16 protein-coding genes and 1 pseudogene are annotated in these 22,047 nt (G+C 43.1%); 8 read left to right on the plus strand and 9 right to left on the minus strand.

Annotation, left to right across the window (positions count from 1 at the left end; translation table 11 throughout):
- Positions 1-409: 409 nt before the first annotated feature.
- The 3 genes and pseudogenes from HWQ23_RS17690 to HWQ23_RS17700 form a co-directional block, all read right to left on the minus strand.
- Positions 410-2,512 (minus strand): NAD(P)H-quinone oxidoreductase subunit 5, encoded by a 2,103-nt coding sequence (locus HWQ23_RS17690; RefSeq protein WP_292830462.1) that lies wholly within the window; start codon positions 2,510-2,512, stop codon positions 410-412.
- 379 nt (positions 2,513-2,891) lie between these two features.
- Positions 2,892-3,277: pseudogene (locus HWQ23_RS17695) on the minus strand (thioredoxin family protein).
- A gap of 502 nt (positions 3,278-3,779) precedes the next feature.
- Positions 3,780-4,502 carry an NnrU family protein gene (locus HWQ23_RS17700; protein WP_292830464.1) on the minus strand — a complete coding sequence of 241 codons (723 nt, stop codon included), beginning with the start codon at positions 4,500-4,502 and terminating at the stop codon, positions 3,780-3,782.
- Between the two features lie 212 nt (positions 4,503-4,714).
- Here HWQ23_RS17700 and HWQ23_RS17705 point away from each other — a divergent pair, with 212 nt between their 5' ends.
- The 5 genes from HWQ23_RS17705 to HWQ23_RS17725 all read left to right on the plus strand — a co-directional run bounded on the left by HWQ23_RS17705 (position 4,715) and on the right by HWQ23_RS17725 (position 11,344).
- A complete protein-coding gene (locus HWQ23_RS17705; protein ID WP_292830466.1) occupies positions 4,715-5,728 on the plus strand; it encodes a LysR family transcriptional regulator in 1,014 nt (337 codons plus the stop codon).
- A gap of 362 nt (positions 5,729-6,090) precedes the next feature.
- Positions 6,091-7,497, plus strand: a complete 1,407-nt coding sequence (locus tag HWQ23_RS17710; RefSeq protein WP_292830468.1) for a protein kinase domain-containing protein — start codon at positions 6,091-6,093, stop codon at positions 7,495-7,497.
- A 26-nt stretch (positions 7,498-7,523) separates the two neighbouring features.
- Positions 7,524-8,567, plus strand: coding sequence for a PstS family phosphate ABC transporter substrate-binding protein (locus HWQ23_RS17715; RefSeq protein WP_292830470.1), 1,044 nt, complete (start codon positions 7,524-7,526; stop codon positions 8,565-8,567).
- A 42-nt stretch (positions 8,568-8,609) separates the two neighbouring features.
- The gene (locus HWQ23_RS17720) at positions 8,610-10,028 is read left to right on the plus strand and encodes an ABC transporter substrate-binding protein (protein ID WP_292830472.1); all 1,419 of its coding nucleotides are present in this window, start codon (positions 8,610-8,612) and stop codon (positions 10,026-10,028) included.
- Positions 10,029-10,297: 269 nt separating this feature from the next.
- On the plus strand, positions 10,298-11,344 hold the full coding sequence (locus HWQ23_RS17725) for a PstS family phosphate ABC transporter substrate-binding protein (RefSeq protein ID WP_292830474.1): 1,047 nt from the start codon (positions 10,298-10,300) through the stop codon (positions 11,342-11,344).
- 82 nt (positions 11,345-11,426) lie between these two features.
- Here the strand turns inward: HWQ23_RS17725 and HWQ23_RS17730 are convergent, their stop codons facing one another.
- Positions 11,427-12,146 (minus strand): Crp/Fnr family transcriptional regulator, encoded by a 720-nt coding sequence (locus HWQ23_RS17730; RefSeq protein ID WP_069068606.1) that lies wholly within the window; start codon positions 12,144-12,146, stop codon positions 11,427-11,429.
- Between the two features lie 527 nt (positions 12,147-12,673).
- On the opposite strand from HWQ23_RS17730, the gene HWQ23_RS17735 reads away from it, so the two are divergent.
- Complete coding sequence (locus HWQ23_RS17735; RefSeq protein ID WP_365741817.1) at positions 12,674-13,402, plus strand: DALR anticodon-binding domain-containing protein; 729 nt, start codon at positions 12,674-12,676, stop codon at positions 13,400-13,402.
- 181 nt (positions 13,403-13,583) lie between these two features.
- Here the strand turns inward: HWQ23_RS17735 and HWQ23_RS17740 are convergent, their stop codons facing one another.
- Positions 13,584-14,453 (minus strand): Cof-type HAD-IIB family hydrolase, encoded by an 870-nt coding sequence (locus HWQ23_RS17740; RefSeq protein ID WP_292830479.1) that lies wholly within the window; start codon positions 14,451-14,453, stop codon positions 13,584-13,586.
- A 391-nt stretch (positions 14,454-14,844) separates the two neighbouring features.
- On the opposite strand from HWQ23_RS17740, the gene HWQ23_RS17745 reads away from it, so the two are divergent.
- Complete coding sequence (locus tag HWQ23_RS17745) at positions 14,845-17,976, plus strand: DNA polymerase I (protein ID WP_292830481.1); 3,132 nt, start codon at positions 14,845-14,847, stop codon at positions 17,974-17,976.
- 245 nt (positions 17,977-18,221) lie between these two features.
- Here the strand turns inward: HWQ23_RS17745 and psb27 are convergent, their stop codons facing one another.
- From psb27 to HWQ23_RS17765, 4 genes are all read right to left on the minus strand, one after another.
- Positions 18,222-18,626 (minus strand): photosystem II protein Psb27, encoded by a 405-nt coding sequence (gene psb27, locus HWQ23_RS17750; protein ID WP_292830785.1) that lies wholly within the window; start codon positions 18,624-18,626, stop codon positions 18,222-18,224.
- A 238-nt stretch (positions 18,627-18,864) separates the two neighbouring features.
- A complete protein-coding gene (locus HWQ23_RS17755) occupies positions 18,865-19,563 on the minus strand; it encodes a phosphatase PAP2 family protein (protein ID WP_292830483.1) in 699 nt (232 codons plus the stop codon).
- Positions 19,564-19,717: 154 nt separating this feature from the next.
- The gene (locus HWQ23_RS17760) at positions 19,718-20,461 is read right to left on the minus strand and encodes a COG4705 family protein (RefSeq protein WP_292830485.1); all 744 of its coding nucleotides are present in this window, start codon (positions 20,459-20,461) and stop codon (positions 19,718-19,720) included.
- A 41-nt stretch (positions 20,462-20,502) separates the two neighbouring features.
- Positions 20,503-21,270: a COG4705 family protein gene (locus tag HWQ23_RS17765; RefSeq protein ID WP_292830487.1), complete on the minus strand. Its 768-nt coding sequence runs from the start codon at positions 21,268-21,270 to the stop codon at positions 20,503-20,505.
- 260 nt (positions 21,271-21,530) lie between these two features.
- On the opposite strand from HWQ23_RS17765, the gene HWQ23_RS17770 reads away from it, so the two are divergent.
- Positions 21,531-22,025 carry a PepSY domain-containing protein gene (locus tag HWQ23_RS17770; protein WP_292830489.1) on the plus strand — a complete coding sequence of 165 codons (495 nt, stop codon included), beginning with the start codon at positions 21,531-21,533 and terminating at the stop codon, positions 22,023-22,025.
- The last annotated feature ends 22 nt before the right edge of the window (positions 22,026-22,047 follow it).

Consider the following 22,047-nt stretch of genomic DNA (forward strand, 5'->3'; position numbering starts at 1 on the left):
ATCAAGAAACTGATGACACATATTCACGATTGCTGAGTAAGAAGTAGTACTGATGAATCTTTCCACTCAGTACTCAACCTTAACTTGTCACGAATCCTTTCTGGGGGTTTAAGTAAAGAGCAACTCACAAACGGTAAGTATTTTAGGCTCTGATCTTTATCCCCGTTACAAAACTAAATAATGAAAGCGTTGCTGTAGCCAGTCCGCGTACTCCCAATCCGGTTCGGATAAGATCCCCCCGCCTCCTCTTTACGGGGGTAAAGAGGAGAAAAAGCCCCCCAATTTATCGTAAATTGCTGAGTATCAGCCAAAAAAAAAGGAGTCTAAATTAGGCTCCTAAGTCAACTTCAGGTGAAAGGGCGGTTTCTAACCGCCCGCCAGTTGCTTCTCCCAGTTGACACTACAGAAATCAGGTGACACCAAAGACAATCACTAAGCCCAAAACCGCCCCAAACACAATCAAGGCGTAGAATTGAGCGCGACCGTTTTCTAGGTACTTCAGACCTTCACCACTGACAAGGGTAAAAAAGCCTGTGAGATTAACAGCACCATCAACAACCCGGAAGTCAACTTCCATAACTTGTCTAGCTAGGCGACGCAAGCCGAGGACAAAAACGCGATGGTAAATGTCATCAAAGTACCACTTGTTGAGGGATAACTCGTAAAGTGGTTTGATTTTAGCAGCGATCGCCGCCGCGTCAATCTTACCTCGCAAATACATCAGCGAAGCTAAGGTAATCGCAATCAAAGAAATTCCCACTGAGGCACCCGCCATGATGTAGAATTCCGTCGGATTGAACTCGGCAGCCTTTTCTAGAACTTCGGTGAGAGTTTCGCTAGGAGGAAAGATAAACTCTTCAAAATAATTCGCATAGGGAGTTCCTAGCAAACCAATCAAAATCGAAGGCACAGCCAACAGTGCCAACGGCAGAGTCATTGTCCACGGCGACTCATGAGGAGAATCGCTATGATGCCCGTGGGAGTCATGGGAATCATGGTGTTCACCAGTTGCCGCCAATTCTCCTTTTTTCATCGCCCCAGGCCCAAAATTCGGGACTGGTTCTCCTGACTCTAATTCCAGGACAATTGTCGCTTGTGCCTTCTTGAGTTTTTGCTTGATTTTCTCGTCATTACCCCGGAATTTGCCTTCAAATGTCGAGAAATACATTCTAAACATATAGAAAGCCGTAATCCCGGCAGTTAGCCAGCCGATAAACCAGAGAAATGGGTTAGCCTCAAAAGCCTTCCCCAGAATTTCATCTTTTGACCAGAAGCCAGCAAAGGGCGGAATACCAGAAATTGCCAAGCAACCAATCAAAAAGGTAGTTGCGGTGACGGGCATATACTTTCGCAGTCCACCCATCAAGCGCATATCTTGCGCTAAAGCGGGGTCGTGACCGACGACACCTTCCATGCCGTGAATTACTGAACCTGAACCCAAGAACAGCATCGCCTTAAAATAGGCGTGGGTCATCAGGTGGAATAGTCCAGCACTGTAGGAACCTATTCCCATTGCCATCACCATGTAACCAAGTTGGGAAATGGTGGAGTAAGCCAAGCCCTTTTTGATGTCGTTTTGGGTAATGGCAATAGTTGCCCCCAAAAATGCCGTAAATGCCCCAGTAAAGGCAATGACGTTCATTGCTGCTGGAACGTGTTCAAATACTGGGTACATCCGGGCAATCAGGAAAACACCCGCAGCCACCATTGTTGCCGCGTGAATCAAGGCAGAAATGGGGGTGGGGCCTTCCATTGCATCTGGTAGCCAGACGTGGAGGGGGAATTGGGCAGATTTAGCAACTGGCCCTAAGAAAACTAAAATCGCAAACAGGACAGCGAGAAAATTGCTGATCGAACCTGATTCGACAAGTTGAGCGAGGCGATCGCCCATGACATTAAATTCAAAGCTTCCTGTTGCCCAGTACAGCCCCAAAATGCCGAGTAACAAACCAAAGTCACCCACGCGGTTGGTCACAAACGCTTTTTGAGCGGCATCGGCTGCTGACTTGCGATCGTACCAAAAGCCGACCAGCAAGTAGGAACACATTCCGACCAGTTCCCAGAATATATAAATCTGTACTAGGTTGGGACTGAGTACCAGACCTAACATTGAAGAGCCAAATAAACTCAGGTAAGCATAAAACCGCACGTAACCAGGATCGTGAGCCATGTAGCCATCGGTGTAAACCATGACTAAGAAGGCTACCGTTGTCACAATCACCAGCATTAGGGCTGTTAGGTGGTCAATAGTGTAGCCCATGTTCAGGTGAAAATTACCTGCTGCCGCCCACTCCAAGGTGCGGATATAAGTCGCGTGTCCCTGAATTTGACTCCATAGCAAGGCAAACGACAGCCCCATAGCTGCTCCCATCAGGGAGATAATCACCACAGCGTTAAGCTGTCGTAGGCGGTTTGTCAACTGATTGAACGAGATTAATCCTAGACCGACCAGCATTGCCCCAAAAAGAGGTAATACTGGAATCAGCCAGGCATACTGATAGATTACTTCCATCACTGACGCCTACTTTTAGAATTCTTAATTAGTGTGTCGGAACTGTTAATAATTGTGACACACACCCTTTAGGATAAAATAACCCACCCAATGCTGATTGGGTGGGGTGTTAAGCATGGTTTTAGATTTCGCCATTTATCATAGGCGATTTGTCATAGGCGATTTGTCATAGGCGATTTGTCATAAGTCCTATGCCCAATGCCCCTCAGGAGTTTTAAGTGCTGAAAAGCCAGTGCGCCCTTGCGGCTCTTTGCCCACTTGCCCCTTGCGCGTCTCCCCAACTCCAAAAGACGCTGCTTGGCGTTGCTGAGTATTGAGTCGAGAATCTTACTTCTTTACTCAGAACTGGGAACTGTTTTGTCTCCATGCACAATGCCCATCAAGCTGACCGACACTCTAAGTCCACTGTTTTTGAACTTTTGTAGATTGTGGGGCAACTACTGTAGCTGGCTTTAATCTCTCTAAAGCTAGACGTAAATCTTCTGTGCCGCGAAAGCTTTCCAAGCGATGGCGAATAGTGCCATTTTCAATCAATAGTAAAGTGGGTAGTGATTTTAGCCTATAAGTAGTAGACAATTTAAAATTTTGATCGGCGTTAACCCCAACTAATTTAATTTCCTCCCCGCATTGGGCTTGAAATTGCAACAACAGTGGGTGGATAATCCGACACAAGCCACACCAGGGTGCTTCAAAATTAACTAAAACAGGAATAGGAGATTCTAAAACTTCTTGAGTAAATGTCCGCTCACTAACCGACAACACCATGATACCTCTTGGATTATAAGGTTTTTATATCAAACTACCGATCAGCACTGAATATCAGTAGTGCTGAGTTCCGTTAGCGGATAGCTAGGGTTTAGCCCACGCTGAGTAGAAGTCCATAACTCAAGTTAGGGGATTGAATGAGGAACTGGTTTCTTTTTCTTTTAAAGTGGGGGCGCTTTTAAGAACCAAATCTCAGGATACAGAATAATTAGGCAAAAATTCAGCGCCTTGATGTGTCTGTGATCAAAAAGCGATCGTGAAAGTCGCGCTGGCTTTTTTGGATCTTAAACTCTTGATTGCCTTCTCTACCTGGGAATTTGACTGAATCTGCCACTTACTCCCAAGCAAAAGCAACTGAGCAACAACTACCAACATAAAATTTTAAGCTGACTGAACGCACCTCCACTCATAGATGTTTGAACTTATCGTACATTGATTTGGGGGCAATTGATAAGCAGAAACTCTGAAATAAATAAGAATTTCTGCTGACACTGGGGATCGCCTAAATTTCCCATGTTATCCTACTAGTTGCTTCCAGCAACAGAGGGTGCGACCACCAAAGCAAAGCTATAAAAATCGCAACTCCTAAATAGGCAGGGCGGAGAAATTCCTGCCATTTGATCGATTGACGTCCATCGATAATTGCTTTGAAGGGAATAATTGAAGTCCGTTGTTTGGCAATTTCAAAGGCTTCCCCATAGCGATGCAAGAGGCGGCGATCCCCGTGCCAAACCCCAAACAAGTGATGCAACACCAATCCAATGGATGTCACAAGGGTAAATGTAGTACCTAGCCAGAGAGTATGGGCAACACACCAAATTATTTGTCCCACCATCTGGGGATGACGGGTAATCCGAATAATTCCTGTTTCGTAAAGATGAACTTGGGGCTTTTGAATGGCAGCAATTTCTAGTAGATTGAAGGTAGCAGGATATAAAAACAAAAACGAGATCGCTGACAGCAGCCAAACAAATTCTCGCACTCCTAGCACCCCTTGTACCTGCCAAAGTTGCAAACCATCATAGCGGTGCCCAAAAAAGTAAATAATTAATATCACCGCTAACGGGAGGCTAACTAATGCAAACAGAATGCGATAAAGCCTTGGCCCAATGTATTTTTCTGCCCAAGGGCGTAAAGCAGCGCCTCCACTGTGAGCGATCGCAAATACTATTTGTAACCCCAGTATGACAAAATGACTAGGTGTCAACCAAGAAATTAGCAGCATATACACGAGTGAAATAATTTAGAGAAAATGGAACTCAGTACAACCAATACCACAAAGTATTCAAAAGGAGACTTTAGTCAAGATGTTGTGCTAATGTCTTTTTCGAGTCAAGCCTTCAAGTTTAATATGCAACAAATCATGACTGGCTGATTGCTGCCAAAGGTGATTTGTTGCGTGCATCCGCTCCTTTTAAAGTTTGTGGTTTGAGCCTTATGTCTGACCTTCCTTTCACTTTAGATCAGTTACGTATTCTGAAAGCGATCGCTCAAGAAGGAAGCTTCAAGCGTGCCGCCGATAGTCTTTACGTTTCCCAACCTGCCGTGAGCTTGCAAGTCCAAAATCTCGAACGGCAGCTAGATGTCCCCTTATTCGACCGGGGAGGACGACGCGCCCAATTAACCGAAGCCGGGCATCTACTCCTCAGCTACGGTGAAAAAATCCTCAGTCTGTGTCAGGAAACCTGCCGCGCGATCGAGGATTTACAAAATCTCCAAGGCGGTACTTTGATTGTCGGTGCTTCTCAAACCACCGGCACTTATCTTTTGCCCAGAATGATCGGCATGTTCCGACAAAAATATCCAGATGTGGCAGTGCAATTACACGTCCACTCCACTAGGCGAACTGCTTGGAGTGTCGCTAACGGACAAGTTGATCTGGCGATTATTGGCGGTGAAATTCCCGGTGAACTATCAGAATCTTTAGAAGTTATTCCTTACGCTGAAGACGAGCTAGCGCTGATTCTACCTGTCTTTCATCCCTTTGCCAAACTTGAAAAAATCCAAAAAGAAGACCTATATAAATTACAATTCATTGCCCTAGATTCCCAATCGACTATCCGCAAAGTAATTGACCAAGTGCTATCACGCTGTGAGATTGATACCAGACGTTTTAAGGTTGAAATGGAATTGAATTCCATTGAAGCAATTAAGAATGCTGTGCAATCGGGTTTGGGGGCTGCCTTTGTCTCAACTAGTGCGATCGCTAAAGAGTTACAAATGGGTGTTCTGCACTGTGCCAACATTGAAGGCGTTGTCGTCAAACGGACACTGTGGCTGATTTTTAATCCTAATCGTTATAGATCCAAGGCCGCAGAAGCTTTTAGTCGAGAAATTTTGCCCCAGTTTGCTAACCCTGGATGGAATCAAGATGTGTTAATATTGGCACAAAAAACCATAGTGGTAAGTACCTTGGATGGAGCAACGCCCATCTCATCCGGCGAAGGCTAAAATCAGGTCATTTGTCCTTTGTTTTTTTATAAATGACCAATGGCCAAATAATTCGTAATTCGTAATTCATACTTCCTAATTATTAGCCCATTGATGTTCGTGCAGGGTGCCGTAGGCAAACCAGGGGTTTGGCATCAAAAAAAAGTTTGCTGTTCTTGATTAAGAAATTTAGTTGCTCTGTAAGCTGAACTAATTACTGTCTTCGTCACGCAAAATGAGTTTGCGTACTCCTGCAAAGAAGTAAGCTACGCCTCCGGTCTCGTAGAGAGCGTCATTACGAATTACGTAGCTTGCTTCTCGCCTTCTCTACGAGACGCTACGCGAATGGCGAGTATTACGAATTATTTTGACTAATTACGAAAATGGAAGTTTACTGCACTCGTCCACGTTGTCCACGCCCACAAAACTATTTTGCCGATTTAGATGATATTACGACGCTGAGAACAATGCAGCAGAAGTACTGTATTACCTGCGGTATGCCACTGATGCTAGATGGTCGATACGTGACAACGAAGCTGCTGGGAAGGGGCGGGTTTGGAGCAGCCTTTTTGGCACGCGATCGCCGGATACCTGGAATGCGTCAATGTGTAGTTAAGCAGTTTCAACCAGCAGGAAATTTAAGCTCAACTCAATTGCAACAAGCACAGTTAATGTTTGAGAGAGAGGCAGAAGCTTTAGCACAACTTGGTAATGATCACGACCAAATTCCTGACTTGTTTGCCTTCTTTCCAGTGATAGTTAATGGCTTGCAACCAGGAGAGCAAGACCAATTTTTTTACTTAGCACAAGAATACATTGATGGGCAAAACTTAGAGGAAGAATTAGTTCAAAATGGCAAATTCTCTGAACAGCAAGTTATGGAGGTGCTACAAGAAATCCTGAAGGTGCTAAAGTTTGTCCATCACAGAGGCATTATCCACAGAGACATCAAACCTTCTAATATAATGCGTCGTCGTGATGGTAAACTTTTTTTACTAGACTTTGGCGCAGTTAAGCAAGTAACAAACGCTGCACTTGGTTCTGCTGCTTCTTCCACAGGAATTTATTCTATGGGATTTGCACCGCCTGAGCAGATGGCTGGGGGTCAAGTATTCCCATCTACAGATTTATACGCCTTGGCTGTAACTCTTATTACTTTGTTGACAAATCAGGAAGCAATTGAATTATTTGATGCCTATAGCAACCAGTTCAAATGGCGATCGCAAGTGAGTGTAAACCCTCGCCTTGCTGACATTTTAGACAAGATGTTGCTACCTGCTCCTAATCAGCGCTTCCAGTCAGCCCAGGAGGTTTTAGATGCACTTAACTCACAGCCTCAAGCCCCTACACAACTTAATTCGCCTTCTATAACACTTCCGCCACAACCACAACCAGCCAAAAGTTCTAGTCCCGTCGTCCCCCGCCGTCCACCAACTCAACCAGCGTTTTCTACACTGGAATTATTAAGTGGGGCGGCCTTTAGTGGGTTTGAGGGTGCATTGATCGCGATCGCTCTCTTTAGTATAGTAAAATCACTAATACCGACTTTGATTATTTCCGCCCTGATTTTAGGTATACTAATTTTTGTCCAAACCAGGCGGTGGATTGAAAAGTTCGATTTATTAATTATTCCGACAATTACTTTTGCGATTATTTTTTTTCTCCCCTTTTTACAAGGGGGTATTGGCATTCAGGCAGTAGTTGTTTTAGCAGTTGCAGCAGGCTTAGTAACCATATCACTAACAGCCGTATTTCGACTTATTTATAAATTATTATCTCTCTTACTTTAAAAAACTCCTGCTGCTAACAGCTACCTATGTCTCAGAAAAACGAAACACTTAGTCTTTTCTTAGCTGTTGTGATCACCAGTGGTTTAATCTTTGGTGGTCTATGGTTTTTTATGGAACGGTGGGCGCAATTAAGTGGAACTGTTACTAAACCTTCGGAAACTGGCAATACAGGTAATCCCGTAAACCAATTTGTCAACAAATGTAACGTGGCAAATCTCCCAGAGGGGACATTCAATTATGGTGGTAGTACAACCTGGGCACCCATCCGTAAAGACGTAGACTCCGTACTGCAAAACCTGTGTCCTCGGTTTATTTTACGTTACACTCAACCTCCTTCAGGTCAACCAGGATCTGGAACTGGTATTCGGATGTTGATAGATAATCAACTAGCTTTTTCTCAATCTTCTCGCTCAGTTAAAGCTGAAGAAAATACAGAAGCTAGACAAAAAGGATTTAGTTTGAAAGAAATTCCGGTGGGAATTGATGGGATTGCGATCGCAGTTAACCACAATCTCAACATCCCTGGTATAACTGTCGCCCAACTCAAAAACATCTACACAGGCAAGATTACCAACTGGCAAGAAGTAGGTGGGCCAAATTTACCAATTACAGTCTACTCTCGTAGCAAAGAAGCCGGAGGTACAGTGGAATTCTTTGTTGAAAATATTCTAAATAAAGAGAATTTCGGTGCCAACGTTAGTTATGTTGCCACCACCACGGAAGCGGTACGAAAAGTAGCTGCAAGTCCTGGCGGAATTTACTATGCTTCTGCCCCAGAGGTTGTACCCCAGTGTACGATTAAGTCCATACCACTAGGGCGCACAAGCGGTCAATTTGTGCCTCCCTACCAAGAACCCTTTGTACCTGCATCTGAATGTCCCACTAAACGTAATCAGTTGAATAGTCAAGCATTTCGTAGCGGAGACTATGCAATTACCCGCAATTTATTTGTAATCGTTAAACAAAATGGTCAAACAGATCAGCAAGCAGGCGTTGCTTATGCAAATTGGCTGCTGACACCTGAAGGTCAAGAACTGATTGAAAAGGCTGGATTTGTCAGACTTAAATGATCAAAGCGGTTAGATTTATTTTTATTTAATTCAAATTTGTTCATGTCACAAAAGAATGAAACCACAATTTTAGGCTTGGCTCTGTTGCTGACAGTTGGAATAGTTGGCGGTGGTGTGTGGTGGTTTACTAATGGCTCTGCGGTCAAAATTGGTAATACCATCATTCCAAATCAGGAAACAGGCAGCAATTCATCCCTACAAGACCGGATTAGTTTTGGGGAAAAAACTTTGACTTCAGGTAACATTTCTCCCGCAAAAAAAGAAGGAGTACAGGCGATCGCTGCTAAAAGTTATGATCGGGCGATCGCTAATTTCACAGCTGCCCTAAAACTCAACCGTAACGATCCAGAAGCGCTGATCTTTCTGAACAATGCCCGCATAGCCTCTTCCAAGAGCTACACCATTGTGGCTTCTGTACCACTAGGCACTGACCCCAATACTGCTTTAGAAATTTTACGTGGGATAGCCCAAGCCCAAAATCAAGTCAATAGCTCTGGAGGAGTCAAGGGAGTACCTTTGAGGGTAGGGATAGCTAACGATGACGACAATCCAGAAATAGCCAAGCAAATTGCTTCCAACCTAGTCAGTAATTCTGAAGTATTAGGTGTAGTTGGGCCGAATACTAGCGATTCCACCTTAGGCGCAGGTACTATCTATACTTCTGGGCAACTTGTAGCCATATCTCCTACCAGCACATCTGTAAAAATTTCTAACTTTAGCCGCTACATTTTTCGCACAGTTCCCAGTGATTTTATGGCTGCTAGAAGTTTAGCCAACTATATGGCGAAAACCTTGCAGAAAAAAAATGCAGTGGTTTTCTTTAATTCTCAGAGTAACTATAGCCAGTCCTTAAAGTCGGAGTTTGTTTCATCTGTTTCCCTAGAAGGTGGACAGGTATCGGGCGAATTTGACTTATCCAAGGCGGATTTTAGTGCGGCTAAAAGTTTAGAACAAGCAACTAAGCAAGGTGCAGAAGTGTTGATGTTAGCTGCTAACACTGAAACTCTGGATAAAGCGCTGCAAGTAATTCAAATTAACCAGAAAAAGTTAACTCTGCTGGCGGGAGATGATGTTTACACCGCTAAAACTTTAGAAATTGGCAGAGAACAAGCTGTGGGGATGGTATTGGCAGTTCCCTGGCATATTGATAGCGATCCCAAGTCAGATTTTCCTCAGAAATCCCGGCAGTTATGGGGCGGCGACGTGAGTTGGCGAAGCGCCCTTAGCTATGATGCTACTGTCGCTCTAATTGCGGCATTAGAACGCAATCCTACGAGATCGGGAGTCCAACAAGCAGTAGCCTCCTCTGACTTTTCTGCTACTGGCGCTTCTGGTACAATTCGGTTTTTAGCATCAGGCGATCGCAATGCACCAGTCCAACTTGTAAAAATCGTTCCTGGTTCTCGCTCCCGCACTGGTTATGACTTTGAACCAGTGCGCTCATCAGCAATAAAAAATTAAAAATTAACCAATACTTAACCGGCAAAAACCCTCAAGATGAGAAATTGAACTTTATGGGGAAAAATATTAGTGTCAATTTATTCTTACCACCACTCAAACCTTGAGATAAGAGACGAATAATCCAAATGAAAATTATTATACCTTGACTTCTAAATTACTCCGAAGTTAGGATTTGCTAACAAAATCCCCGTCCTCCAAATACAATCTCAAGTAGCAAGCACTTGTCAAGTCAAGCACTTATATTGAATGGACGCGCGGGTAATTATACTATGTCCCAAAAAAATGAAACAACTATTCTTGTATTATCCATCCTAATTACCGTCGGGCTAATAGCTGGCGGTTTTTGGTGGTTTACTAGAAAATCTGGTGTCGATCTAAATACAATTAATTCTGGTAACACCAAAACGCCCCAAGCCGGATCGGAACAACCTAGTGGCAATACTTTCACTTCAGTACAGGATGTTCCTACAGGATTATTCAATTATGGAGGCAGTACATCTTGGGCACCGATTCGACTAGTCGTTGATCCAGCAATTCAAGCGGCGCGACCAGAGTTACGGCTGCGTTATGTAGAACCCAGCAATGCATCTCCTGGTTCTGGTACTGGCATCCAGTCGCTGATAGACGGTCAATTAGCTTTTGCTCAGTCCTCCCGACCAATTCTAGATCAGGAATTAAGCCGTAGCCAGCAGCGTGGGTTCAGTTTAAAACAAATTCCTGTGGCAATTGATGGTTTGGCAGTCGCAGTTAACCCTAACATTAACATCCCAGGACTGACCATAGACCAGTTAAAGTCAATTTACACAGGCAAAATTAATAATTGGAGCCAGGTGGGCGGCCCCAATATTCCGATTAAGCCGTATTCCCGCCGCATTGCTGATGGCGGTACGGTTGAGCTTTTTGTCCAAGACATTTTGGGTGGTCAAGCTTTCAGTTCCAATGTGGAATTTATCTCCACAACCACCCAAGCCTTGCAAAAATTGGCTGGTAGTCCTGGTGGTATCTATTACGCTTCTGCCCCAGAGGTAATTCCTCAATGCTCAATCAAAGCCTTGCCGTTGGGGCGGACGCAAGGGCAATACATTGCTCCCTACCAAGAACCTTCTGTCCTCCCGTCTGAATGTCCTGGTAAACGGAACAAGTTGAACATTGAGGCTTTCCAATCAGGAAAATACCCGATTACCCGCAATCTGTTTGTGGTGGTCAAACAGAATGGTCAGACTGAGCAGCAAGCAGGTGTCGCTTACGCCAACTTACTGCTGAGTGAGCAGGGACAGGAACTGATTACCCAAGCTGGGTTTGTCAAAATTCGCTGACACCTGCGATCGCCTCCCTCCGTAGGGGTGTAGCCCATCGCACTCAGGCAGAGTGGCGGAAATCGCCGCTCTGAACTGTGCTTTAACCAGCTCTATTAATCGACTCTGCTGGCAAGCAAATGAGATTATCACCTTGAGTGAGGATTAAGCCACGTTGACGTAGCTTGCCCATCAAGCGGGTGACGGTGACACGGGTCGAACCAATCGCGCTACCAATTTGGGCATGAGTGAGGGGGAAGGGCAGAGCATAGCCGCGAATCACATCAGGATCAGTGTCGCTCATTGCTGGCTCTCCATATTCCTCAATTAACAATGTGAGAAATCCTAAGAGTCGGTCAATTGTGCGGCGTTGTCCCAAGGCACTCAGCCACAGCAGCTTACGCTGGTGCTGATACCTAAAGGCATCCATAACTTCGCGACGGAAGTGAGGCCAGTTGTCTAGGTCGTGCCAGTACATCCACAGCACCGCAGTTTGGTCAACATGGGCGTAAGCCTGGAGTGTGAATGGTGATTGGGCAACAATTTCAAATGGCTGTCCCGCTCCCACAAAACCCAAGAACGCTTCTTCTGGGGTTCTGTTGATTCGTCGAGACGTTAGCTGACTAGCAGTCGCACTAACTTGTGCGGTTCCTACCATGCGGATCGCACCCCTTTGCACTAAATATAGCAATCCAGGTCGAGCTGGAATGCGCTCATCTTTGCTAAAGGTGCGGCAGCGGTAGTGTTCTTGAGCCCAGTCAAGAATTCGTTGCCAAGTCAAAAAAGGCCGTGATGCCTCAGAAAAGGAGGATGGAGATTGCATAGGTAACAAAGAGCGTTCGGCTGAAAACAAAGACGTGTAAATAAAAAGGTGCAAGGAGTGTCTTTGTGTTGGCGAGGCAGACTTAACGCCTAACAGCGCCAGCCAATCCAAAGAATAGAAAGCAAATTACTCTCTACTCTTTTGTTATACTTCCTACTGTACAATGATGGTAGTAAAGTTTACTTACTATTCATCGATTATTCATCAAATTTTATCCTCCTCTCATTTTTCTTCATCTAAAGTAAATTTACACCGCAAGATAGATGACAGAAAAATAACAAATATATTTTACATAATGATTTCTATAAAATTACGTGCATGATAAATTACTAGTCAGCAAATATACGTCAATCAAACAGCTAGTATCTAGTCACTTGAGAAAGTCACTAAGTATTAATACTTTTACCATCAAAAGTATATGCATAAAAGATGAAATAAAAAATCTATATAAAGGTAGAGATAATAGTAGAGTTTTGTATATCTCAGGTGTGGCTCTACGACTCTCAAAATCTCAGAATCGAAAAGCTATGGAGCTTGCTAGTGCGATCGCCTCAGATATATCAGGGATCTGTGGTGACGTTTTTAGCATCCAAATAGTTCCCCCTGGTTGGATACATTTTGAATTGACTGACTCCACGTTAGCGACTTGGTTACAAAGTCTCGTAGTCGGGAGTTTGGGGGGAGAGGGGAGTGGGGGAGCAGGGGAGGCAGGGGAGGCAGGGGAGGCAGGGGAGGATGAGGGAGATGAGGGAGACAAGGCGAATAACCAATGCCCAATGCCCAATGCCCAATGCCCAATGCCCAATTTGTTTGCTGTTCAATATGCCCATGCACGCTGCTGTTCGCTAGTGTTGCTGGCTCACCGAGAGGGATTGATTAAACTTAGAGAACCAGTTCCAAATACTAGTCCAGCTTTTTGGAGTGTTATTGCTCCGAATCCCATACCTTGGCTCAACTGTGATGGAATACTGCGGCTAAATCACCCAGATGAGCATCGTCTAATTGCCGAGTTAGTACAAGTGGTAGACAATATAGAGTGCCCTGATATTAGCGGTTCTGTGAAATGGGAAAAAGTAACGCTGAATTTGAGCCAAGCTTTTGAAAAGTTCTGGTCTAATTGCCGGATTTGGGGTGAAGTGAAAATTACCTCACCAGAGGTAGCTCAAGCCAGACTTGGATTGCTGATGGCTACTCAGTCAGTATTAAGATATGTGCTAGAGGAAAATTTGGGGGTTTTTGCGCGCTTGGAGCTATAAATCAGTAATGTCGCTTAGGTAAAAAATAAAAACTTTTATCACAGGTATTGACTCAATCCATCACCTCAGCTACATTAGCAGGTGTGTGAGGAGCGAACCAGCAGGGGCACCGAGACGAAACACGGCCAGTCGTCGGTGTCCTTTCTGATTTATATGGGTTAGGTTTTAAAAACTGCCCTCACTAAAGCAAAAACTTTTCAATTGCTACTGCTGCTCCGTCTTCCTCTACACTAGGAGCTATCCACTGCGCGATCGCTTGCACTCCTTCTGGTGCGTTGCCCATAGCTACACCGAGGCCAACATACTCCAGCATTTCTACATCATTGAAATTATCGCCAATCGCCATAACGTTAGCTATCTGTAACCCCAGCAATTCTTCAGCTAGATAACGTACAGCAGTTCCTTTATTCACAGAGGCGTTAGTTACTTCAAAGAAGGTAGCAACAGATGTTGTCAGATAAAGTTCAGCAGGTGTGTATTGGCGGCGCAAATTCCCCAATAGCTGGTTGATCACATCAGTGTCATCGCACAAAGCAAGAATTTTTGTCGGTTCATTCGTTAAGGTTTGGCGCAAATCACCCACAGGAATCGGGGTAATACCAGAACGTTGTGCATAAATTTGGGTTTCTCTAGTTAACTCACGGACGTATAGCTGATCATTAATATAAAAGTGGACAGATAGGAGCGATCGCAACTCAGGCTGTTCAAAATAGTCAATTAGCTGGTGGGCGAATTCCCTGGAAACAGCCCAATGGCGATGAATTTTTTGGGTGATCGGGTCTTGAATCCAGGCTCCTTGATAGGCCATTAATGGTAAAATAGAGCCGATTTCTTGGTGAAAGCGCAAGGCTGAACGATACATTCGACCTGTAGCGATCGCCACTTGAATTCCTCGTGCTTGGGCGGCAATAATAGCTTGTTTTACACCTGGGCTGACGGTGTTAGAATGTCCGGCGATCGTGCCATCTATATCCAAAACTAATAGTTTAATGTCTTTTGCAGCAGCCTGATGATCAATAGATGCCAAATGTCTGGCAGATCCTTTCTGCATAATTTCCTAGATTTTAAGTTTCAATAAGAGGTTAACAGGCTCTAGCGACTAGTGGGGAGTAGTAGAAAAAATTGGGTTCTCTAGTCACTTACGTACTTATACATACGTGCCAAAAGTTGGTTCTCCTGGGCTTAGGTACTAAAGCTATAAATACTTAGACATCCTTTTGTCTAAAATTATATGCAAGAGCAATTAGGGGCTGGCAAATAAAAAAATACTCAACTACTTCTTGTGGGGTGGGCATCTTGCCCGCCTTTGGCTGCGGGCGGGCAAGATGCCCACCCCACAAGATTGGGTAATTTATTTGTTGGAAGTCCCTTAGTACGCAAAAACGGCGCTATTGTTGCCAAAGCCAAGCTGAACGAGCATCTGAAATTGCTAAAATAGGGCTATGTCTGAAATCACTTCTGCAACCGCAACACGCCCCACGTTCATCCTTGTAGATGGACACTCTCTGGCTTATCGTTCATACTTTGCCTTCGCCAAAGGGCGAGATGGAGGACTGCGTACCAAAACGGGGATTCCTACCAGTATATGTTTTGGTTTTGTGAAGTGCCTGCTGGAGGTAATGGCAACAGAACAGCCCCAAGCAATGGCGATCGCTTTTGATTTGGGTGAGGCAACTTTTCGCCACGAAGCTGACGAGACTTATAAAGCCGATCGCCCGGAAACGCCAGAAGACTTTATTCCTGACTTAGCAAACCTGCATGAGTTGCTGAATGGCTTCAATCTACCATTTTTCACTGCCCCTGGTTTCGAGGCAGATGATGTTTTGGGAACCTTAGCACAAAGAGTAACTGCTGCTGGGTATAGGGTAAAGATTCTCACTGGCGATCGGGATTTATTTCAACTGATCGACTCTGACAAAGAAATTACTGTTCTGAATTTTAGTCCAGATGCCCTAAAGCGCTCTACAAATAGCATCACGGAATTTGAAGCAGAACAAGTTAAAGAAAAAATGGGCGTTTTACCTTCACAAATTGTTGATTTCAAAGCTCTTTGTGGTGATAAATCGGATAATATTCCTGGGGTGAAGGGAATTGGTGAAAAGACAGCAGTGCAGCTGCTAAATACCTATGGTTCTCTTGATCATATTTATGCTGCTTTAGGTGAAATTAAAGGAGCAACTCAGAAAAAACTCGCAAGTGGTAAAGAAGACGCTGATAGGTCTCGCTATTTGGCAACTATAGTTTTAGATGTTCCGATAGAATTTGATTTAGAAGATTGCAAATTAAAAGGTTTTGATACAAGCGTCTTATCACCAATTTTAGAAAAATTAGAATTCAAGTCTTTTTTAGGCAAAATAAACGACCTTCAGCAACGTTTTGGTGGCCAAATTGAAGACAAACAAGAAGCCAAAACAGATGCAAGTAATCCCAATACTAACTCAGAATTAAGGGATGATGAAGATAATGATTTGTGGTTTTTCAGTGCTAGTGATACAGCAGCAGTTCCACAAAAATTCACTTCTCCAATTACACCACGCATCATTAACACTGAAGCCAAATTAACTGAGTTAGTGAAACTTTTGCAAACATTCACCACCCCAGAGACTCCCGTTGCTTGGGACACTGAAACTACAGCTTTAGAACCAAGAGATGCTGAGTTAGTAGGAATTGGTTGCTGTTGGGGAACGGAACCAGATGAGGTAGCCTATATTCCTGTGGGGCACAAAACTGGGGAAAATTTGCATAAAGATTTGGCGTTAGAAGTATTACGCCCAATTCTCGAAAGTGCTGATTATCCGAAAGCTTTACAAAATGCCAAATTTGACCGCTTAGTTCTCAGGTGTCAAGGAATTAATTTGGCGGGAGTGGTGTTTGATCCCATGCTGGCAAGTTACATTCTAAGAGCTGATTCTAGCCATAATTTGATGGATTTGGCGAATAAATATTTGGGATTGACGGCTAAAAGTTACTTAGATTTAGTTCCTACAGGTAAAACCATCGCTGATATAGATATTCCTGCGGTAGCAGATTACTGCGGTATGGATGCTTATTCTACCTTTGGTTTAGTGTCGAAACTGCGTGAAAAACTGGATCAAATTCCAACTTTGTCTAAGCTATTAGTGGAAGTGGAACAGCCACTAGAAGCAGTTTTAGCCGAAATGGAATACACAGGCGTTCGTATTGATTTACCTTATCTGCACAAATTTTCGGTTCAGTTAGAAAATGATTTAGCACAGATTGAGCAAATAGCCTATAGTTCTATACCTGCTTCTGAATTAAAAGGCTATTTTGAAACTATATGGGATCAAAATCAACCTGATTTAGTATCTATTAAGCAAAAAAAATACGATACTTTACCCAGTCCAATCTTAAAAGCCTATTTCCAAAAAATACTCAAAGAATTGCCAAAAATAGATTTGCTTGATATTAAGCAGAGAATTACTGATGTCTTACCAAGTGATATTGTCAATTTAAACTCACCTGAACAGTTAAGTGAATTGCTATTTGACATACTTCGGCTAAATAGCAAAAAGTCCCGCAAAACATCTAGTAAGGGTTATTACTCTACCGCTGCTGACATACTAGAAAATATGCAAGGAGATCACCCATTTATCGATGCCCTCCTAGAATATCGTACCTTGCACAAACTTTATTCTACCTATGTGAAAGCTATTCCCAAGCTAGTACGTTCAGACACGCAGCGATTGCACACAGATTTTAATCAGACTGTGACAGATACTGGCCGTCTGTCTTCTTCTAATCCGAATTTGCAAAATATTCCTATCGGTACGACTTTTAGTCGCCAAATTCGTAAGGCATTTTTGCCGGAACCAGGCTGGTTAATGGTAGCTGCTGATTACTCACAAATTGAATTGCGGATTTTGGCTCATTTAAGTCAAGAGCCGATATTAGTGGAAGCATATCAGCAAAATAAAGATGTTCACACTGTTACCGCGCGGTTAGTCTTTGAAAAAGAAGATGTAACATCAGATGAACGAAGGTTAGCCAAAACTATCAATTTTGGCGTGATTTATGGAATGGGTTCTCTCAGATTTTCGCGCTCAACTGGGATAGATAAAAACATTGCCAATGAGTTCATTAAGCGGTTTAATGAACGATATCCGAAAGTATTTGCATATTTGGAGCGAGTGAAAAAAGAAGCGATCGCTCTTGGTTATGTAGAGACTATTTTCGGTCGCCGTCGTTATTTTAACTTTACTAGTAACAGTTTACACAGATTAAAAGGCGGTAATCCAGAAGATATTGACTTGAGTAAATTGAAAAATTTGGGTGCTTTGGATGCGGGTTTATTACGCTCTGCTGCTAATGCACCAATTCAAGGTTCCAACGCTGATATTATCAAAATTGCAATGGTAAGATTGCATGAGATTTTGAAAAACTATCAGGCGCGTTTGTTGTTGCAAGTTCACGATGAATTAGTGTTTGAAATCCCCCCTCATGAGTGGGAAGAATTACAACCGCAAATTAAGTCGGTGATGGAAAACGCAGTTCAGTTGAGTGTACCGTTGCTGGTGGATGCGCGTGTTGGTGAAAATTGGATGGAGACGAAGTAAGTTGAACTGTGACAAGGCTTTTAGCTAGAAAAGTGTCAATCAGTTTAGTTGAAAATTTAAAACTCTAACTAATAAGCTGTTCTACCTTTAACTTGCATAATTAGGGCGGGCTTTCCGGCCCACCCCACAAGACTTTGATTAAATTTAAATATGCAAACTAGATGTGGAACAGCTTATCAAGTTGATAAAATCATCAAGAGTCAAAAGTATCGACTCTTGATGATGGAGTAGGCAATAGTTAAGAGTTAACCGCCACGCTTGAGTGCTACTTCTACCTGCTGTAACTCCTTCTCTAAACGATTTTTGAGTTTTTCGGGTACGGCACGATTTGGGTAAGAACTGTAGTGTCCAGCTAGGGAATTGAGGGCTGTTCGCATGGTTGTAAACGAGCCAAGACCAGAAACAGAGTTAACTCGCTGATAGCGAGCTGAAAAGTCATTAATTTTTTGACGCGCTTCTGCTTGAACTGCTGCTTTCTCTGGTGAATCTTGTGATATATCCAGAGCTTGTCTCATAACATTGACTACAGCTAAGGTGTCTTGGCGATAATCCCCAGTCAAACTATCTGGACTGCCAGAACAGCCCATTAAGCCCACAGCTACAACCAAAACCAGCGCAAGCAAACGCGACCAATAGCGCTTCATAAGCATTAAGTAGAAGAATACGTAAATCAACGTCTATCCTATCTTGGATTGGTAACTTGGGGATCAATTGAGTAGGGAATGGGGGAGGAAGGAGTAGGCTGGGCTGTTTTTTCCCTAAAAGGCGCTCATTTACAAGTATATGGGGCAAAAAAATCGGGTGATTAAAAAATCTGATGAGACAATTCTTATCCAGATGCCTTCTTTGCGAGAGACTTTACCAACGGTAACTCCTTCGGTGTACGATTTAATCAACTAACTTTTCTTGCCTCAATCTTTGCAATTTAAGCATCGTAATACATATCATTAGCCACAAAAAACCGACTCCATAACCTGCAATTATGTCTGTGGGCCAATGGACTCCTAAATATAAGCGGCTGATCCCAATAGCAGCAATTAAAATAACAGTTAAACTGTAAATAACTTTGGCAAAATTAGGATAGTGAGTTGCCAATTCGTAAGCAATAAAACCATAAAGTACAACAGAGCCTAGTGCATGACCGCTAGGAAAACTAAAAGATGTTTCAGAAATCAAGCGATGCCACAGTTCAGGGCGAGGTTTAGAAAAAAACAACTTTAGCCCTGTATTTAAAATTAACCCTCCTAAGCAAGCAAGTACAAAAACTTTCGCTTCTTCTTGGTAATGTCGCCACCAAAGTAATAAAACAGTAATACCTGCAACTATAACCACTGTATTAGGATTACCAAGATTTGTAATAAACAGCATTAAATTATCTAAATTTGGATTGGCGAACTGATGTAGCCATAACAAAAAAGTAGTATCAAATGCAAAAGCTTCTCGCTCCAAAACCTCTGTAGTTAGTTTTGCTAAAACAAAAAGGATGAGCAGAGAACTAGCAAGTCCAATAATACCAATTGTCGCAATTAAGGAAACCAAACGAGGATGTATATGACGCAACCAGAAATTAGAAACTTGTCGGAGCATACTTTAATGTCATTCGTCGTTAGAAAGCGTGACCACGATTAGTCTTCTTTGCTTTAGAGCGGTGAACAGGATAGAGAATCTAAGTAGAGATACAAGAACTATAGATGAACCGATAGTATCAAAATCGAGGGCATCTTTATTTGCTTAAACGCAATCACTCAACTAGGTGACGCACTTTTTTCTCCTTTCGCACGGAAAAGAATAAGACAACTGCCAGTAGGATAAAGGCGATCGCCGAAGCATAGCCTCTTGGCAGTGATAGACCGCCATCTTTGACTGGTTTGGTAAGAAAATCTCCGAAGGTGGCTCCGAAGGGTCGCGTGAAGATGAACGCCACCCAGAATAGGAGAATATCGCTCAACTTTGTTACGTAGTGAAGGGCTATGACAACACCAATGACGCTGGCTGTCACGAATGCGCCCTGAATATAACTCAGTCCCAAGTTGCTTGTCAGAAAGTCACCGAAGGCCGTTCCCAAACTGTTGGAGAACACGATGGCCAGCCAATAGGTAGTCTCTGCGTCTTTCCTCATGATCGGATAAACGCTCAGATCCCGATCGCGGTAGTACCAGATGGCAAGAACGCTCAACAGACCAGCTACCAGAAGAAGCGATCCCAGTGCGTAGCCCAGCCCAAGAGATCGATCCATCAGGTCTGAAACTTCGGTTCCGGCTGTGGTTGTTGCAATGATGGCCGCCCAATAAAGGGCTGGACGATATCTGTCGGATTGAATTTGAAAAAACAGTAAAATAGTCAGAATGGCGAACGTTACAGCAAAAGCTACGTAATACCCCAGCCCAAGAGACATTGAGATGTAGTCACCTGCCGTCTCGCCGAGCGTTGTGGCGATGATCTTCATGATCCAGAAGAAAATTGTGACTTTTGCAACTTTGTTCATTTATTTTTCACAATAAAAAATAGTAAGTCAGCGATCGCTAATCAGTCTTGTCGGTCAATTGGCAGTAGAGGTAATTTCTTCTGCTTAAGGCTTAAGTAAATAACCAGGGTTACGATTATAGAAAGAAAAATCATACTAGTCCCAACCGTACCAAAACCAAAGCCTCCATTTGTAGCAGATTGTGATAGTAAATCACCCATAGATGCTCCAAGCGGACGAGTCAAGATGTAAGCTAACCAGAATGCCAAAACTGCATTCATCCACAAGTAATAATAAGCGATCGCTATGATTGCAATTGAAGCACCAAATATCAGTGCTGATTGTGCATAACCTAGTCCCAAAGACTCTGCTAAAAGGTCTCCTGTTGCAGTACCCAAGGCAAACGTAAACAAAACAGCCACCCAATAAAAAAGCTCTCTTTTAGCTGTATTGATGGAGTGCATGGCTAATGTCTTTTCGTTTGAATACCACAGCGCAAAAACTACCAACAAGGAAACACTAAAAATTACAGTAGTTGTCACTAAACTAACTCCAAGCTCGTCTACCAATCTATCAGTGATCAGTGTGCCAACGATACTTATCAAAACGACCACAAACCAGAAACTTGCTGGAACATAGCGTTTAAGCTTAAACTGATTCAACAGCGCAATCACTAACACGCCGCTCATAATGTAGGATGTAACGCCTAAACCAAGGTTCAGGGTTGCTGACAGAAAATCTGCTGCGGTTTCACCTACCGTGGTTGCCAGAACCTTAATAATCCAGAAGTAAATTGTAACCTCTGGAACCCTATTTAACATTTTATTCATAACATCTTAAAGTTAGCTGTGTTATCAGAAATTATTGAGTGATTTTACTTTACACAGCAAAAGTCAAGAAATAGTCAAGATTTGATTTAAAACGGAATTTTTTCCTGATAGAGGCACTAAAAATAGCTGAAATGTCTAATTCAAAGTTAATTTCACCATTTAATATTTAGTTTTATTAACTCAAATTAATCTTGACTATTCCTGGACTTTTATTACTTACTGTGAAAGTAACAACCCAGAATTACAGGGATTTTACAAGTATGAAAACTTCAACAAAAATCATTTTGGCAGCAGCTTTTGTTAGTAGTTTGGGATTTGCTGGATTGTCGAAAGTTGTGTCTGCAAAACAACCACAATCTTCTGTAGCAATTGCACGTCAGCATCATAGTGTTACTAAAGTTGCTGAAGCCAGTGATGGCCACGGTGAAACCAACGACGATGCACAAGAACAGCAACAAGCAGCAAAACTGCAACCGCTAGCTAAAATTACAGCAAAACAAGCACAGCAAGCGGCTGAAGCATCTGTGGGGAGTAAGGCAAGTAGCGTCAAACTCGAAAATGAAGATGGCAACTTAATTTATGCTGTAGAAATTGGTCAGCAAGAAGTTACGGTAGATGCTGGTAATGGCAAAGTTCTCTATGTTGAAAATGCCAATCAACAAGATGAGAAAAATGAAGCCACTCGCCCCAAGAGTAGTATTCAAGTTAAAGAAAGTAGTGATGGCGATCGCGAAACCAATGATGATGGTAAGTGAGTAGTGAACTTGAAATCCCATT

The organism is Nostoc sp. JL33 (genome assembly GCF_017114985.1).
Lineage (GTDB): Bacteria > Cyanobacteriota > Cyanobacteriia > Cyanobacteriales > Nostocaceae > Nostoc.

Bases quoted from the DNA above. Each gene is read 5' to 3' on its own strand.
- HWQ23_RS17690 (WP_292830462.1), bottom strand. From the start codon at position 2,512: ATGGAAGTAATCTATCAGTATGCCTGGCTGATTCCAGTATTACCTCTT.
- HWQ23_RS17700 (WP_292830464.1), bottom strand. From the start codon at position 4,502: ATGCTGCTAATTTCTTGGTTGACACCTAGTCATTTTGTCATACTGGGG.
- HWQ23_RS17705 (WP_292830466.1), top strand. From the start codon at position 4,715: ATGTCTGACCTTCCTTTCACTTTAGATCAGTTACGTATTCTGAAAGCG.
- HWQ23_RS17710 (WP_292830468.1), top strand. From the start codon at position 6,091: ATGGAAGTTTACTGCACTCGTCCACGTTGTCCACGCCCACAAAACTAT.
- HWQ23_RS17715 (WP_292830470.1), top strand. From the start codon at position 7,524: ATGTCTCAGAAAAACGAAACACTTAGTCTTTTCTTAGCTGTTGTGATC.
- HWQ23_RS17720 (WP_292830472.1), top strand. From the start codon at position 8,610: ATGTCACAAAAGAATGAAACCACAATTTTAGGCTTGGCTCTGTTGCTG.
- HWQ23_RS17725 (WP_292830474.1), top strand. From the start codon at position 10,298: ATGTCCCAAAAAAATGAAACAACTATTCTTGTATTATCCATCCTAATT.
- HWQ23_RS17730 (WP_069068606.1), bottom strand. From the start codon at position 12,146: ATGCAATCTCCATCCTCCTTTTCTGAGGCATCACGGCCTTTTTTGACT.
- HWQ23_RS17735 (WP_365741817.1), top strand. From the start codon at position 12,674: ATGGAGCTTGCTAGTGCGATCGCCTCAGATATATCAGGGATCTGTGGT.
- HWQ23_RS17740 (WP_292830479.1), bottom strand. From the start codon at position 14,453: ATGCAGAAAGGATCTGCCAGACATTTGGCATCTATTGATCATCAGGCT.
- HWQ23_RS17745 (WP_292830481.1), top strand. From the start codon at position 14,845: ATGTCTGAAATCACTTCTGCAACCGCAACACGCCCCACGTTCATCCTT.
- psb27 (WP_292830785.1), bottom strand. From the start codon at position 18,626: ATGCTTATGAAGCGCTATTGGTCGCGTTTGCTTGCGCTGGTTTTGGTT.
- HWQ23_RS17755 (WP_292830483.1), bottom strand. From the start codon at position 19,563: ATGCTCCGACAAGTTTCTAATTTCTGGTTGCGTCATATACATCCTCGT.
- HWQ23_RS17760 (WP_292830485.1), bottom strand. From the start codon at position 20,461: ATGAACAAAGTTGCAAAAGTCACAATTTTCTTCTGGATCATGAAGATC.
- HWQ23_RS17765 (WP_292830487.1), bottom strand. From the start codon at position 21,270: ATGAATAAAATGTTAAATAGGGTTCCAGAGGTTACAATTTACTTCTGG.
- HWQ23_RS17770 (WP_292830489.1), top strand. From the start codon at position 21,531: ATGAAAACTTCAACAAAAATCATTTTGGCAGCAGCTTTTGTTAGTAGT.